At 45.6% G+C, this 15,149-nt stretch carries 13 protein-coding genes; 7 read left to right on the top strand and 6 right to left on the bottom strand.

From position 1 onward, the window contains the following. Positions 1 to 98 precede the first annotated feature (98 nt). From C1S73_RS07790 to phoU, 4 genes are read left to right on the top strand one after another with little or no spacing between them, the layout of a single operon-like run. Positions 99 to 2,303, top strand: coding sequence for an ABC transporter permease subunit (locus C1S73_RS07790; RefSeq protein WP_038869538.1), 2,205 nt, complete (start codon positions 99 to 101; stop codon positions 2,301 to 2,303). Between the two features lie 27 nt (positions 2,304 to 2,330). After that, positions 2,331 to 4,004 carry a phosphate ABC transporter permease PstA gene (pstA, locus tag C1S73_RS07785; protein ID WP_038869540.1) on the top strand — a complete coding sequence of 558 codons (1,674 nt, stop codon included), beginning with the start codon at positions 2,331 to 2,333 and terminating at the stop codon, positions 4,002 to 4,004. A gap of 2 nt (positions 4,005 to 4,006) precedes the next feature. Further along, positions 4,007 to 4,825 carry a phosphate ABC transporter ATP-binding protein PstB gene (pstB, locus tag C1S73_RS07780; RefSeq protein ID WP_005424834.1) on the top strand — a complete coding sequence of 273 codons (819 nt, stop codon included), beginning with the start codon at positions 4,007 to 4,009 and terminating at the stop codon, positions 4,823 to 4,825. Between the two features lie 31 nt (positions 4,826 to 4,856). Then, positions 4,857 to 5,555, top strand: a complete 699-nt coding sequence (gene phoU, locus C1S73_RS07775; protein WP_038869541.1) for a phosphate signaling complex protein PhoU — start codon at positions 4,857 to 4,859, stop codon at positions 5,553 to 5,555. 3 nt (positions 5,556 to 5,558) lie between these two features. On the opposite strand, the gene C1S73_RS07770 is transcribed toward phoU, so the two are convergent. The 6 genes from C1S73_RS07770 to C1S73_RS07745 form a co-directional block, all read right to left on the bottom strand. Next, positions 5,559 to 6,038, bottom strand: coding sequence for a hypothetical protein (locus C1S73_RS07770; protein ID WP_038869543.1), 480 nt, complete (start codon positions 6,036 to 6,038; stop codon positions 5,559 to 5,561). 53 nt (positions 6,039 to 6,091) lie between these two features. Further along, positions 6,092 to 6,736 (bottom strand): YadA C-terminal domain-containing protein, encoded by a 645-nt coding sequence (locus C1S73_RS07765; protein WP_038869545.1) that lies wholly within the window; start codon positions 6,734 to 6,736, stop codon positions 6,092 to 6,094. Between the two features lie 137 nt (positions 6,737 to 6,873). After that, the gene (locus C1S73_RS07760) at positions 6,874 to 7,806 is read right to left on the bottom strand and encodes a LysR family transcriptional regulator (RefSeq protein WP_038869548.1); all 933 of its coding nucleotides are present in this window, start codon (positions 7,804 to 7,806) and stop codon (positions 6,874 to 6,876) included. A 9-nt stretch (positions 7,807 to 7,815) separates the two neighbouring features. Further along, on the bottom strand, positions 7,816 to 8,592 hold the full coding sequence (ppk2, locus tag C1S73_RS07755) for a polyphosphate kinase 2 (RefSeq protein ID WP_038869550.1): 777 nt from the start codon (positions 8,590 to 8,592) through the stop codon (positions 7,816 to 7,818). A gap of 66 nt (positions 8,593 to 8,658) precedes the next feature. After that, entirely contained in the window at positions 8,659 to 9,402 is a 744-nt protein-coding gene (locus C1S73_RS07750; protein WP_038869552.1) for a copper homeostasis protein CutC, read from the bottom strand. Between the two features lie 275 nt (positions 9,403 to 9,677). Continuing rightward, positions 9,678 to 10,286, bottom strand: coding sequence for a peroxiredoxin C (locus C1S73_RS07745; RefSeq protein ID WP_005424820.1), 609 nt, complete (start codon positions 10,284 to 10,286; stop codon positions 9,678 to 9,680). A 199-nt stretch (positions 10,287 to 10,485) separates the two neighbouring features. Here C1S73_RS07745 and C1S73_RS07740 point away from each other — a divergent pair, with 199 nt between their 5' ends. The 3 genes from C1S73_RS07740 to aceA all read left to right on the top strand — a co-directional run bounded on the left by C1S73_RS07740 (position 10,486) and on the right by aceA (position 15,107). Then, a complete protein-coding gene (locus C1S73_RS07740) occupies positions 10,486 to 11,391 on the top strand; it encodes a hydrogen peroxide-inducible genes activator (protein ID WP_005424789.1) in 906 nt (301 codons plus the stop codon). 606 nt (positions 11,392 to 11,997) lie between these two features. Further along, the gene (gene aceB, locus C1S73_RS07735) at positions 11,998 to 13,626 is read left to right on the top strand and encodes a malate synthase A (protein WP_038869554.1); all 1,629 of its coding nucleotides are present in this window, start codon (positions 11,998 to 12,000) and stop codon (positions 13,624 to 13,626) included. 167 nt (positions 13,627 to 13,793) lie between these two features. Further along, positions 13,794 to 15,107, top strand: coding sequence for an isocitrate lyase (aceA, locus tag C1S73_RS07730; protein ID WP_038869556.1), 1,314 nt, complete (start codon positions 13,794 to 13,796; stop codon positions 15,105 to 15,107). The last annotated feature ends 42 nt before the right edge of the window (positions 15,108 to 15,149 follow it).

The following is a 15,149-nucleotide window of genomic DNA, read 5'->3' as shown; positions in this document are numbered from 1 at the left end:
AAGAGTTGTATTCTTTTCAGTCGTTTAATGTGATCTGTAATATAATTGTCATCTTAACGACATATTCTAGTACTAAGTCAAAAAGGGTAGAGAGATCAATGGCACAAGCCGAGTTTTCATTGCAGGAAAAAGATAAGAAGCGATTGATCAAAGATCGTTTAGTTCGATTTGCAGTGACATCCGGTGGTGTAGGCGTGTTAGCCGCCCTTGTTTTGATCTTTGTTTACCTTGCAATGGTGATCATCCCTCTGTTTTCTGATGCAGAGATCGAAACCAATTATGCCTCTAGAGCAACCCAAAGTGGGAAACCTCTCGCAATTTCAGTCGATGACTATTCTCAAATTGGACTAGTGTTAACCCAGTCGGGGGAGGTTCGTTTCTTATCGCTGGATCACCCGAGTAAGCCAGCTTTATACACACAGCAAATGGCTCGCAACCCTGTTGCGTTTGCTCAATCTGCCCCTGGTTTAGGTTGGTATGGATTAGTTGATGAAAATGGTTTCGCTCACCTTTTTAAGCCAGAATTTAATGCGACACTAAGAGAAAATACCCGTCCACCGGAGGTCATTCCTTTTCATTCTGGCATGGATATGCAGCTAACAAATGCCAGCGATCCGGTAACACAGTTTGTTTTTAGTGCTTCGACCCAAACCCCAACGTTAGTATGGCAGACTCAGACAGGAGTGCTTAAAGCTCGCTGGCAAGAGCCACAGCTATTAGACGCACCACCGATCACCATTGATTACACTTTTTCATCAGGTTTTGATTCGCCCGATCAAATGTTACTAACACCTGACGGAAAGAACTTGTACCTGCGTAATGGCTCCGAGCTGATTGTGTTAGTGAAAGGAGAAGGTACGTTCTCTGTGCGTGAGGTCATCGATCTTACTCAAGGTGATACTAAACATTCGGTGAGAACCATTGACTTATTAGCTGGCGCTTATTCCATCTTGGTTACTCATAACGATGGTCACGTTTCTCAATGGTTTGATACCCTACAAGGTGATCAACGCACCTTGACGCACATTCGTGAATTCAAGTTGGCATCGGAGCTTAAGTACTTGTTGCCGGATTCCCACCGTAAAGGTTTTTACAGCTTCTACACTAACGGAACGTTGCAGAGCCATTACACCACCAGCGAGAAACTGGTGCTGTTTAAGCGTGCATACAAGCAGGCACCTGTGATGGCGGGAATGTCGAATAACGAGCGTTATCTAATTACTTGGCAAAATGACGAGTTAAATGTGGCGTTCGTTGATAACCCATACCCAGAAGTATCGTTGTCATCTTTATGGCAAAAAGTGTGGTATGAAGGTTACCCTGAGCCAGAGTTTGTATGGCAATCGACCTCGGCCAGTGATGATTTCGAAGCGAAATTCAGCTTGGTTCCTATTGCGTTTGGGACCATTAAAGCGGCGATGTTCGCGATGTTATTCTCGGTACCTTTGGCGGTACTAGGAGCGATTTATACGGCTTATTTTATGTCGCCTCGAATGCGTCGTGTGGTAAAGCCTTCAATTGAGTTAATGGAAGCTTTGCCGACGGTTATCATTGGTTTCCTTGCCGGGCTTTGGTTCGCTCCGATTGTGGAAGACCACCTGATTACCGTTGTGGTGATGCTGTTTGTTTTGCCTCTGAGCACCATGGTGATGGGCGGACTATGGGCGCTGATCCCACAACCAATACGTAACCGCCTGCCAAACGGATGGCATGCTTTGGTGTTAATGCCTTTGATTTTACTGTTGATTGGTTTAGGTGTGTGGGTATCGCCAATGCTTGAGCAAGCCTTCTTTGGTGGTGACATGCGTTTGTTCCTGACTGATCATGGTATTGGCTTTGACCAACGCAACGCGCTGGTGGTTGGTTTAGCGATGGGCTTTGCGGTTATCCCTACGATTTTTACCATTGCAGAAGATGCAATTTTCTCAGTGCCGAAGCACCTATCGGATGGCTCATTAGCTCTGGGAGCCACGCCATGGCAAACCTTGATTTATGTCGTCCTGCTGACAGCCAGTCCGGGGATTTTCTCGGCAATCATGATGGGGCTTGGTCGCGCTGTGGGGGAAACCATGATTGTGTTAATGGCGACGGGCAATACACCATTAATGGATTGGAACGTGCTAGAAGGCTTACGTAGCTTGTCTGCAACCATTGCGGTTGAATTGCCAGAGTCGGAAGTGGGCAGTTCTCACTACCGATTATTGTTCCTATCAGCATTAATTTTGTTTGTCTTCACCTTTGCGGTGAATGCATTGGCGGAATGGGTTCGTCAAAGGCTGAGAGATAAATATCGTGCGTTGTAATCAGTTAATGAAAGAGCGAGTAATAGCGTGTTAAATTGGATTCGTTCTGGCGCACCTTGGATATGGTTAACTGGGGGAGCGGTAAGCATCAGCTTGCTTTCTGTCCTTGGTTTATTGCTGTTGATTGGTTGGAAGGGACTCACATACTTCTGGCCCGCGCCACTTTATCAATGGAATGTTGCTGCGCTGACTCCTGTGCAGGGCGAAGTGTTGCATGAAAACTCGACTCTTGTTGGTCAAGTTTACGAGCGCAGTTTTGTACCAAGAAGTTACCTACCAGAAGATGCGGCGAATAAACTCGAGGATGATGAAGAATTCGCGACGCGCTTAAACATCAAAATTGCTAACCGTGAATTGTATCCATCAGATTTTATTTCTGTGCTGAAAATACAGTTGGATGATCCGACGACGCCGAGTGAATGGGCGGTGATCGAACGCAGCAGTGGTGGCTACTTCTTCGGTAAATTTGTAGCCTTCCAAGACGGGAAAAAACGCTACGAAAACAACATCCAAACGCTTTTGGATCAGAAGCTCGATGATGCAGAAACCTTACATCATGAAATTGATATGTTGGTGGATGATCAAGTAAAAGACTTGGGGTGGCAGTTAGAGCAGCTTCGCTTAGATAAACGCAAGCACGAGCTCAACGACACCATCACGGACGAGTTTTTGGTGAACAATAGCCAACGAAAAGCCGAAATTGAAGCGGAACTCGCGAAGCTAGATACTCAGCTTAATGGGTTACGTTTAGGCTTCTCTGATTATTCTCTCATTGTCGAAGACATGACTGGAACTCAGGTTGCGATTCCGTTAGAAGATATTTTGGACTACTGGTATCCAAACCAAATGTCATTGCCTGAGAAGGTTGCCCATTGGGGGAAACAGGTTTGGAAGTTCTTATCCGAAGACCCTCGCGAATCGAACTCTGAAGGTGGTGTTTTTCCGGCAATTTTCGGTACGGTTTTCTTAGTTATCATCATGTCTATCATCGTGATGCCATTGGGCGTAGTTGCGGCGATTTACTTACATGAGTATGCCAAGAACAATGCTCTTACTCGCGTGATTCGTATTGCAGTTATTAATCTTGCTGGTGTTCCTTCGATCGTTTACGGCGTGTTTGGTTTAGGCTTTTTTGTTTACACTATTGGCGCCTCTATCGATAACCTGTTTTACGCCGAGCGATTACCTGCTCCAACCTTTGGCACGCCTGGCTTATTGTGGTCAGCACTGACTCTGGCTGTCTTGACGTTACCGGTGGTGATTGTCACCACGGAAGAAGGCTTAACCCGTATTCCTAGCTCTGTTCGTCATGGTTCGTTGGCGTTGGGCGCAACGCAGTTCGAAACGTTGTGGCGTGTGGTATTGCCTATGGCAACCCCTGCGATCATTACAGGTTTAATTCTCGCAATTGCCCGAGCTGCGGGGGAAGTGGCACCATTGATGCTGGTGGGCGTTGTGAAGTTAGCTTCTAGCTTGCCAGTGGATGGGCAATTCCCTTATGTGCACTTGGACAGAAAGTTTATGCACCTAGGCTTCCACATTTACGATGTTGGCTTCCAGACTTCGAATATCGAAGCTGCGCGTCCGCTGGTTTACGCGACTTCTTTCTTACTCGTGACGGTTATTGTCGGACTAAACTTAACAGCAATCAGCATTCGTAATAATCTGCGAGAGAAATACAGAACTTTAGGACAAGATTAAGCATGTTTAACTTTGATAATACATTGGGTTACGAGCCACCATTGGATGTGCATAACCTGACGGATGAACAAACGGCTATCTCGATTGAGAACCTTAATCTTTTCTATGGTCAGGCTCAGGCGCTACATGATATCTCCATGCGTATTCCGAAAGGGCGCGTAACGGCGTTCATCGGCCCGTCAGGTTGTGGTAAATCCACACTGCTGCGCTGTATCAACCGCATGAACGACTTAGTTGAAGGTTGTAAAGTGACGGGTAAAGTACGTCTGCATGGTAAGAACGTCTACAACCCAAGTGTGGATGTCGCCACGCTGCGTCGCCGAGTTGGCATGGTATTCCAGCGCCCAAACCCATTCCCTAAGTCGATTTACGAAAACGTGGTTTATGGCCTTCGTCTGCAAGGTGTGAAGAACAGTCGCATGTTGGATGATGCGGTCGAGCGTTCACTACGCTCTGCGGCATTATGGGACGAAGTAAAAGACCGTCTGCATGAAAACGCATTTGGACTTTCTGGCGGCCAACAACAGCGTTTGGTGATTGCTCGTGCCGTCGCTATCGAACCTGAAGTTCTATTATTGGATGAACCGACATCGGCATTGGACCCAATATCAACTTTAACTATTGAAGAGCTTATCAATGAGCTCAAGACTCAATATACTGTGGTTATCGTTACCCATAACATGCAACAAGCGGCGCGTGTCAGTGATCACACTGCATTTATCCATATGGGTAAGTTGATTGAATACTCGGATGCGGATTCGATCTTCACTTCTCCAATGAAGAAACAAACCGAAGATTACATCACCGGTCGTTACGGTTAAGTTACGATCTCTTAAGGATTAAAGGAAAGCCATGCACTTTGGACGTCACATCTCAGGACAATTTAACGTAGAGCTAGAATCGATTCGTACCCATGTACTTACCATGGGCGGCTTGGTAGAGCAGCAACTCTCGTATGCTATTCAAGCCTTGCATAAGGAAGATATCGAACTGGCGCGTAAAGTTGTGCGTGATGATCATAAAGTGAACGCGATGGAAGTGTCTATTGATGATGCTTGTACCCGTATCATTGCCAAGCGTCAGCCAACAGCAAAAGACTTACGTTTGATCATGGCGATTATTAAAACCATCACCGATCTTGAGCGTATTGGTGATGTTGCGACGCGCATTGCTTATGTCGCAATTGAAAGCCCATCATCGCAAGAACGTCAGTTTCATGTATCGTTAGAGCCACTATGTCGTCAAGCGATCCAGATGCTACACCAAGTGTTAGATGCATTTGCGCGTATGGACGTAGAAGCCGCAGCAGAAGTGCATAAGCTCGATGATAAGTTGGATGCGGAATACGAAGCGGTGATTCGTCAGTTGATGACATACATGATGGAAGACCCGAAAAATATTCCGCATATCCTGCAAGTGATGTGGTCGGCACGTGCCATTGAGCGTGTGGGCGATCGTTGTCAAAACATCTGTGAATACATCATTTATTTCGTGAAAGGCAAAGACGTACGTCACCTTGGTGATCAAAGCATCGATGACGTACTGAAGTAAGTCTTAAAGGCGCAGGCCAAAGCCCAGAGAAAAGTTAATTGCCGTATCAGTAAAGGTGTGGGTTTTATCGTTCATGAAAACGTCTAAATCCGCCCCTGCTCTTACCGACAATAATGGGTTAACTTGATATACGTAAGCGCCACCAATACTCAATCCGTTCGCATCTCTTCGTTCATTGCGATACGTTCCATCGTACTGCGCTAATCCTAAGCTCGCTTGAAATCCCATCTGTGGTTGATGACCAAATAAGTGTTGAAAGCCAATACGGTAGGCGTCAATGGTTTCATCATAATTACCGCTCTTATAAGTAATCTGAGAGTAATCAAAATACAGCGCATCAAAGCCCGCAATATCAGTTGCCCCCAGTTGGATACCTGCCCCTCGAAATGAGCCAATCTTAACTTCTGGAGAGACATAAATACCTGAAGCTTGGACGCTAATAGGAGCGAGAATAAGGGCAGCGAGAAAGAATTTGCGTTTCATAGAGTTACCTAAATAAAAGCCTTCCTTGGCTATGGACTTATTGAGTGCAGTTTTTATCTAAAGCTAATTTGGACACCAACGCCGCCAGCAACGTCAGAGGAGGAGTACTTACCCGATGATTCGTAGTGGAAGGTACCTGATAAACTAACTTGGTCTGTTAGACCGTAAGCACCGCCAACCGCGACCGCTTCTTTGCTACCTGAGAAGCCAACACCTGCACCGATAGCCAGTTCACCACTTGTCGCGTAAGGTCGAGCGTTGGTGACTGCGTGTAGACTTGCTCGGATTCCGTCCATTTGTTCTGCTTGCTGGTTTAAGCGGTAATCATATTCTGCCGCGAGCCCTTCCAAGTGAGTCAATCGTTCATCGGTGGTATCGCGTTCAATAGGTTGCTCTGGAGAACCTGGTTGAGGTCGATTGGGTGGGTTAGAGTCTTCAATTGGGTGAACAGGCTGCTCTTCAATTGGATTAGTTGGAAGTTGTGGTTTTGGTCGCTCAGGTACACCTGGAATACCATTGTCTGGCTCAGGAAGTGTTGGATGCTCTGGTGCAGCCTCAATCGGTGGAGCAATGGGTAGCTCTTCTATTGGATTAGTTGGCACTTGTGGACTTGGGCGATCTGGGATAACAGCTGCAATTGAGCTGAAAGATGCAAGAAGGGTGTAAGCAGCGGTAAGCTTTACAATTTTTTTAGACATGTCTGAACTCTCAATAAGTAAACGAGGGACAGCATCCTTACTGTAAGCAATCGCTTTTTGTTATTTCCCTTAAAGCAGGGCTATCTTATTGAGAAGTATGATTTATGACTAAATGGCTATCATTATCTCGGTGATAATCAAATCTTATCAGCCTGTAACTTTAGGCCTTGTTGAATAAGCTCTGTTAACCATTTTACTAAAGGGTTATTCCGGTTTCGGACGTGCATGTGGCAATGTACAGACTTCATTTGTGGTTGACCATCAATCGTGACGTCAACGGCTCTTAATCCCGGAAATTGCTCAACCGGAAGTAAATTGGAGTGAGGTAAATACATGTCGGTGTGTTTGACGACATCAAGTATTGCAGAGACCATTTCTGAGCGAAATCCAATGCTGTGTTCAACGTCCATTTCGGTTAGAAGTTCAGATGCATAGCTAAATTTGTCGTTCCACCCTGGAGAAATTAAAGAAGCAATTGGGTAACCGCCAAGATCATGTGGTTCAACATGAGGTTTGGTGATTGGGTGATCTTCGCGGACAAAAATACGCCCTTTCAAATCCAGTAGCTTCGGCGTGTAGATCTCTTTGTTGGTTAGAAGTAATTCGTAGTTTACGCCCATCAGGGTTTCACCCTTTAAGATCTCATCCACAGTACTGTTTGACCAACCGACCAGTTCAAGTTGGGCGTTAGGAGCTAATATTCTAATTTGTTCGAAGAGGAAACCGGGCAAGCAAGTCATTGTAATTGGCGCAAGCGCAATACGTATTTTGTTGTCCACTTCGATAGGATCAAACTGATGGGAGCGATTAACTGCGGCAGCTAAACCATCGAGGTGCGGCGTAATATCGTTGGCGAGAGATTCGGCGAAAGGCGTCGGTTCAAGACCTGTTTTTACTTTCACAAACAGTTCGTCATCAAAGTGATGACGCAGTTTTTGTAATGCTTGGCTGATTGCTGGCTGCGAGACCAATAGACGTTGTGACGCTTTACGCATGTTTCGCTCTTGCATCAAAATCATAAAGGTTTTGAGTAAGTTCAGATCAAGGGTATGAAACAAGTCTTTCGCCATGGTGTCTCTCTAGTATTTATCAGGGACAAAGGTTTGATCGTCGATAGGGGCGCGAACATAACCTTCTTTACTCAGCTCTGGTAATTCGATAACGGGATGCTCAAGTTCTTCGTACTCGACTTGGCTGAGTAAATGACTGATACAGTTCAGCCGAGCTTTCTTTTTATCATCAGAAGGGACCACCCACCAAGGACAGTTTTTCGTGTCTGTGTAGGCAAACATCTTATCTTTTGCTTCTGAATATTCTGCCCAGCGGTTACGTGATTCCAAATCCATTGGGCTGAACTTCCAACGTTTGATAGGGGTATTGATACGTTCTAAGAAACGCTTTTCTTGTTCTTCATCGGAGACTGAAAACCAGTACTTAATTAAGATGATGCCAGAGCGTTGCAACATGCGCTCGAATTCAGGGCAGGAACGAAGGAATTCCTCATATTGGTCGGGAGTACAAAAGCCCATGACTTTCTCTACACCGGCACGGTTGTACCAACTGCGGTCAAACAACACGATTTCTCCGGCAGCAGGCAGGTGTACCACATAGCGCTGGAAGTACCATTGTGTTTTTTCTTTTTCTGTTGGGGCGGGAAGGGCTGCGATACGGCAGACTCGAGGGTTGAGTTTTTCAGTGATGCGTTTGATGGTGCCACCTTTGCCAGCGGCGTCGCGTCCTTCAAACAGTACCACGACTTTAAGCCCTTTGTGTTTGACCCACTCTTGGAGCTTAACTAATTCAATTTGCAGATGTTCTAGTGCTTCTTCGTATTCCTTTTTCTTCAGTTTCGTCATGTTTCCTCCCGTCCTTAGTTATCAATATGTTAGCACTCAATAACCAAAGACGGGATTTGAAAGCGCTTAATTGAGAGCTGTTACCATGTTCGCGATAGCTTCAGTGTTAGTGACTGGAATCGAAAAGTCATTCACATCGGCAGCGCCCATTTTGCTTTGCTCTGCAATAAAGGTCATGTGGCTCGGGCGAGTTGCCTTACCAGATAAATGCACTTCAGTAACTTTGGCTTGTTCCACGATCTGGCCAACATTGTCTGCATTGACACCGGCGCCCGCCATGATCGCAATACGTCCCTGCGCTTGCTCAACCAAAGCTCTAAGCACATCGATCCCTTGTGGTGCTGAAGGCGCAAGTCCCGAAGTCAAAATGCGTTCACAGCCTAAGCTGATCACTTCTTCTAACGCTTTTTCAGCATCGCGACACTGGTCAAAGGCACGGTGGAAAGTCACGCCCAATCCGAGAGCTTGGGCAAATTCACACAACGCTGTCGCGTAAGGAATATGAATGTCGCCGTCTTGAGTGAGCACGCCGAGCACGACACCATTCAAGCCTGCTTGTTTAGCGGCTTCAATATCCCAACGCATCATTTCGATTTCTTCCTCACTGTAGAAGAAGTCGCCTTGGCGAGGGCGAATCATCGCGTAAACCGGAATAGTAGAGCGTTTAGCGGCTTGCTGCATAAAGCCATAGCTTGGGGTTAAGCCACCCAAAGCAAGTGAAGAGCAGAGTTCGATGCGGGTTGCACCACCGGCAATCGCGTTGTGGAGAGATTCAATGTTATCAATACAGACTTCAAGTTGAGTGTTCACGAGGTTGTCCTGAATTATTGTAATTACAGCAAATACTAGCAGGACGAAAAGGGATAATCTGTACTGAGACCGAGGGAAATAGAGGTAAACTTTTTGCGTGATGCTTGCCTCTTTTGCTTTTCCAAAGCGCAGATAAAAAGAAAGCCCAGAGCGAACTCTGGGCTTTTTTATGACTTTACTTAGACTGATTGGCGTTTGCGGTTTTCCCGCTATAGCTTTTTGCTTTATATATACATCCAACCAACACGCCCATTGAGCTTGGGCGGCAGTGTCTATTACTTGCTTAGGTCGTCTGCGTGCTCAGATAGGAACGCTGCAACACCTTTTGGAGATGCGTCCATACCTGCTTTACCTTCTTCCCATTGTGCAGGACATACTTCGCCGTGCTTCTGGTGGAAGTTAAGAGCATCAACCATGCGTAGCATTTCGTCGATGTTACGACCTAGAGGTAGATCGTTAACTACTTGGTGACGTACAAGACCGTCTTCGTCGATTAGGAAAGAACCACGGAAAGCAACGCCTGCTTCTGGGTGCTCTACATCGTACGCTTTACAGATTTCGTGCTTAACGTCAGCAACTAGAGGGTATTTAACTTGACCGATACCGCCATCTTCGATAGCAGTGTTACGCCATGCGTTATGAGAGAACTGAGAATCGATAGAAACACCGATTACTTCAACACCTTTAGCTTGGAAATCAGCTAGACGGTTGTCGAATGCGATTAGTTCAGATGGGCAAACGAACGTGAAATCTAGTGGGTAGAAGAATACTACTGCTTTCTTACCTTTAGTGAATTCTGCAAAGTTGAAGTTTTCAACGATTTCACCGTTACCTAGAACAGCTGCTGCAGTAAAGTCAGGGGCTTGACGACCTACTAGTACCATTTTTTTGCTCCTAAAAATTTTGTTTGCTCCAAACCTACATTCAGTTATTTAGGTTTGGTCCGTGTTTGTGCGAGACAAACTATAGTACAGATTGTAGTATTGAAAAAAGCGAAATAAATAGATTGAGTTCATCGAAAAAAGCGATAACACCAAAACTATTATCTCGATCACTGGAACAGCAATAGATACAAATAGAATTATGAATAAATGGCCTAGCTTGAAGCAGTTACACTATTTGGTCACTCTGCACGAAACTCGACATTTTAGTGATGCTGCTGAGCGTTGTTTTGTCAGTCAATCCACCTTAAGTAAAGGCATCCAAAACCTTGAAGAGTTGATTGGTTGTCCACTTTACGAAAAGAAAGATAAAAAAAGCCCATTAGTCTTCACTCAAGCTGGTGAAATGGTGGTGCAGCAAGGTCGAGAATTGCTCGCCAAAGGGCAAGATCTTGTTGAACTGGGTCGCTTATGCCAAGGCGATGATATGGAAGGGCAGCTTAAAGTCGGTTGTATTCCGACCATAGCACCTTTCTTATTGTGCGATCTTGTTCAAGAGGTGAACTACCGCTTCCCGCAATTAAATCTTCTATTAAGAGAAGACACCACGACTAACTTGCTGCAAGCGCTTCGCCACGGTGAGTTGGACGTATTGATTCTGGCTCTGCCTGTAGAGATAGAAGGAATGGAAAGTCGTGTAGTCGGTCAAGATCCATTTCGCATGGTGATCAGCGCCAATCAAGCGGATTCTGTTCCTGTACCGATCCGTTATGCAGACTTGCCAGATGAATCCGTCTTCTTATTAGAGAAAGAGCACTGTCTTACAGAGCACGCGGTTTCAGCATGTAAGCTAACGGACAAAGAGAAGATCAACCCATTCACCGCAACCAGTCTTCATACATTGGTGCAAATGGTGGCGAATGGTCTGGGCACCACGTTTATCCCGCAAATGGCGATTGATCATGGTTTGCTACACAACCAGAACTTAGTGGTGATCGACCCTCCAGGTCAGCAAGCATATCGCGATATTGGTTTGGTTTGGCGTCCGAGCTCGTCACGATCAAACACTTTCAATCAATTGGCAGAAGTCGTCTCTGAACTGCTTTAGCGATTAGTATTAGCCTGCTACTCCCGATCTAATATCAAAAAGCGCACTAGAAATAGTGCGCTTTTTAGCATTTTATTCTGTACGTGAACTTTGACTTGTAAAATTTTACAGATGAACTTTCATGAAGCTTTCATAAAATAGTGAAATTTCACAATGTTAATTTTACACAACTGCCTGCGTAACGCGTTTAAGTCGCGTTTAATTTCCTCTTCCTAGCCCTTGTGAATACAAGGATTTTTCTCCTGTCTCACTATTCATACGCTTGTTTGAATTCAAAAATAACCTGTAAATTTAATGTAATTTAATTACGTAATAACTTACAAATTGAACTCAAAAATCAAACACTTGTTTGATACCGAATAAAACTTTGAATTTAACGTTTTGTTTACTTGAGGGGTTTCGCTGAAACCTTTGTTGGGTTAGCTTAATTAAAGGCTTGTAAGACTTATGTCTAGATTGAAAAAGCAATTCAGGTTGCGCAAGGTATAGACACAACGAAGCGAAGTGAACACCAAATCGAAGGATGTAATTTGTTGTTCATAACTTACAAATGTAGCTTTAGGCTGACTGCCCAAGATGGATAAAGCACGTTAAGGATGAATGATTATGCTTGCTCAGACAGAACAAAAAACACAACAACTAAAGCAAACCCAAGGCATGCTTGAGGTGAATGGAGTCGTTGCTCCTGAACATCAAGCAATTTTCCCTGTTGAAGCCCAAACCTTTTTATCTCTACTGTGTGAAAAATTTTCCGGACGTGTTGAACAGTTGCTGGAAGCACGAGAAGAGAAGCAAGCACGCATCGACGCTGGTGAACTGCCAGACTTTCTACCAGAGACACAAGACATTCGTGAAGGAAGCTGGAAGATCCTCGGAATCCCGCAAGATCTGCAAGATCGCCGAGTGGAGATTACAGGACCGACTGATCGCAAGATGGTGATTAACGCACTGAATGCGAATGTAAAAGTGTTCATGGCAGACTTCGAAGATTCGATGTCCCCTGCGTGGAGTAAAGTGCTGGATGGTCAAATCAACTTGCGCGATGCTGTTAATGGCACCATCAGCTACACCAACCCTGGCAATGGCAAACACTATCAGCTGGCAGACGACCCAGCGGTGTTGATCTGCCGTGTTCGCGGACTGCATCTAAAAGAAAAACACGTAACGTGGCACGGTCAGATCATTCCAGGTGCGCTATTCGATTTCGCTCTGTACTTCTACAACAACTATAAAGCGCTACTGAAAAAGGGAAGCGGTCCTTACTTCTACATTCCGAAACTGCAATCGCATCATGAAGCGAAGTGGTGGAGCGAAGTGTTCCATTTCACTGAAGAGTATTTCGGTTTGGATACTGGCACTATCAAAGCGACTGTGCTGATTGAAACCTTACCAGCCGTATTCGAAATGGATGAGATTCTGTTCTCACTAAAAGAACACATCGTCGGTTTGAATTGTGGTCGCTGGGATTACATCTTTAGCTACATTAAGACACTGAAAAACCACCCAGATCGCGTACTACCAGATCGCCAAGTGGTAACCATGGACAAGCCATTCCTCAACGCTTACTCAAGATTGTTGGTGCGTACTTGTCATAAACGTGGCGCATTTGCGATGGGCGGCATGGCAGCCTTTATTCCGGCTAAAGACCCACAAGAAAACCAAAAAGTACTGGATAAGATCCACAACGATAAATCGCTAGAAGCTAACAACGGTCACGACGGGACTTGGGTTGCTCACCCGGGGTTGGCAGACACCGCAATGGAAGTGTTCAGTGCCACACTGGGGCTGCGCACCAACCAATTGGATGTGAACCGCTCAGAAGACGAACCAATAACCGCCGCAGAGCTGCTTGAACCGTGCGAAGGTGAACGTTCAGAAGAGGGCATGCGCCATAACATCCGCGTTGCGCTGCAATACATCGAAGCTTGGATCTCTGGCAACGGTTGTGTGCCGATTTACGGACTGATGGAAGACGCAGCAACGGCTGAAATCTCACGTGCTTCTATCTGGCAATGGATTCAACACGGCAAGTCGCTCGACAACGGATTGAAGGTCACTAAAGAGCTGTTCGAACTCTACCTGAAAGAAGAGATTGAAGTCGTGAAACAAGAAATTGGCGAGCAGCGCTACCAAGCTGGTCGATTTGAAGAAGCGGCAGATTTGATGGCTAGGCTCACCACAAGCGATGAGCTGACCAACTTTTTAACCATTCCAGGTTATGACTACTTGGATTAACCCAAAGATTTTAAACACTCAATTTATCTAACTAATACATGTTTATTTAACTAATACGTGTTGGTTTAACGACTACGTGAAAGATTCGAGGCAGATAAGGATGTACTGCCTGAGAACGGAAAACTCAACGCACATGCACAAGTGCACATTATAAGAGGGATAGACCAATGACTAACTTAACTCGCCGCCAACAAATTGAAGCTCTGGAAAAAGATTGGGCAACCAACCCACGCTGGAAAAACGTAAAACGCACCTACACTGCGGAAGAAGTAGTAACACTGCGTGGTTCTATGGTACCTGCGAACACGATTGCACAACGTGGTGCTGACAAACTTTGGTCACTGGTCAACGGTAGCTCAAAGAAAGGCTATGTTAACTGCCTTGGTGCACTAACGGGTGGTCAAGCCGTACAGCAAGCGAAAGCAGGTATCGAAGCGATTTACCTATCTGGCTGGCAGGTAGCGGCAGATAACAATACTGCGTCTACGATGTACCCAGACCAATCTCTGTATCCAGTAGATTCTGTTCCTTCGGTCGTTAAACGCATCAATAATTCGTTCCGTCGTGCAGACCAAATTCAATGGACTGCAGGTAAATCGCCAGAAGATGAAGGCGGCATTGATTACTTCCTACCAATCGTCGCGGATGCAGAAGCAGGCTTTGGTGGTGTACTTAACGCTTACGAGCTAATGAAATCGATGATCGACGCAGGTGCGGCAGGTGTTCACTTTGAAGACCAATTAGCATCAGTGAAAAAATGTGGTCACATGGGCGGTAAAGTATTGGTTCCAACTCAAGAAGCGGTGCAAAAACTGATAGCAGCTCGCCTAGCCGCGGATGTTGCTGGCACAACAACACTGGTTATTGCGCGTACCGATGCAAACGCAGCCGACTTGCTAACGTCTGATTGCGACCCATACGATAAAGACTTTATTCAAGGAGAGCGCACTCCAGAAGGTTTCTACCGTGTTCGTGCAGGTATCGACCAAGCTATCTCTCGTGGCCTAGCTTACGCACCATATGCGGATCTAATCTGGTGTGAGACGGCAACGCCATGTTTAGAAGAAGCTCGTAAGTTTGCAGAAGCGATTCATGCCGAGTACCCAGACCAACTATTGGCATACAACTGTTCGCCTTCATTCAACTGGGAGAAAAACCTAGATGCAGAAACCATTGCTAAGTTCCAACAAGAACTGGCGAATATGGGCTACAAGTACCAGTTCATTACGCTAGCAGGTATTCACAACATGTGGTTCAACATGTTCGAACTGGCACACGCTTACGCACAAGGCGAAGGCATGCGTCATTACGTTGAGAAAGTTCAGCGTCCTGAGTTTGAAGCGGCAGAAAAAGGCTATACGTTCGTAGCGCACCAACAAGAGGTTGGCACGGGATACTTTGACAGAATGACCAATACTATCCAAGGCGGGCAATCTTCAGTGACAGCACTGACAGGGTCTACCGAAGAAGACCAATTCTAACAAGCATAGAGTCTATAATTACTACGTTAGTAATGACATCTT

It is taken from the genome of Vibrio jasicida 090810c (assembly GCF_002887615.1).
In the GTDB taxonomy this organism is placed as follows: Bacteria; Pseudomonadota; Gammaproteobacteria; order Enterobacterales; family Vibrionaceae; genus Vibrio; species Vibrio jasicida.
The sequence above is the reverse complement of the archived record's forward strand: the minus strand, read 5'-3'. Positions and strand labels throughout refer to the sequence as shown.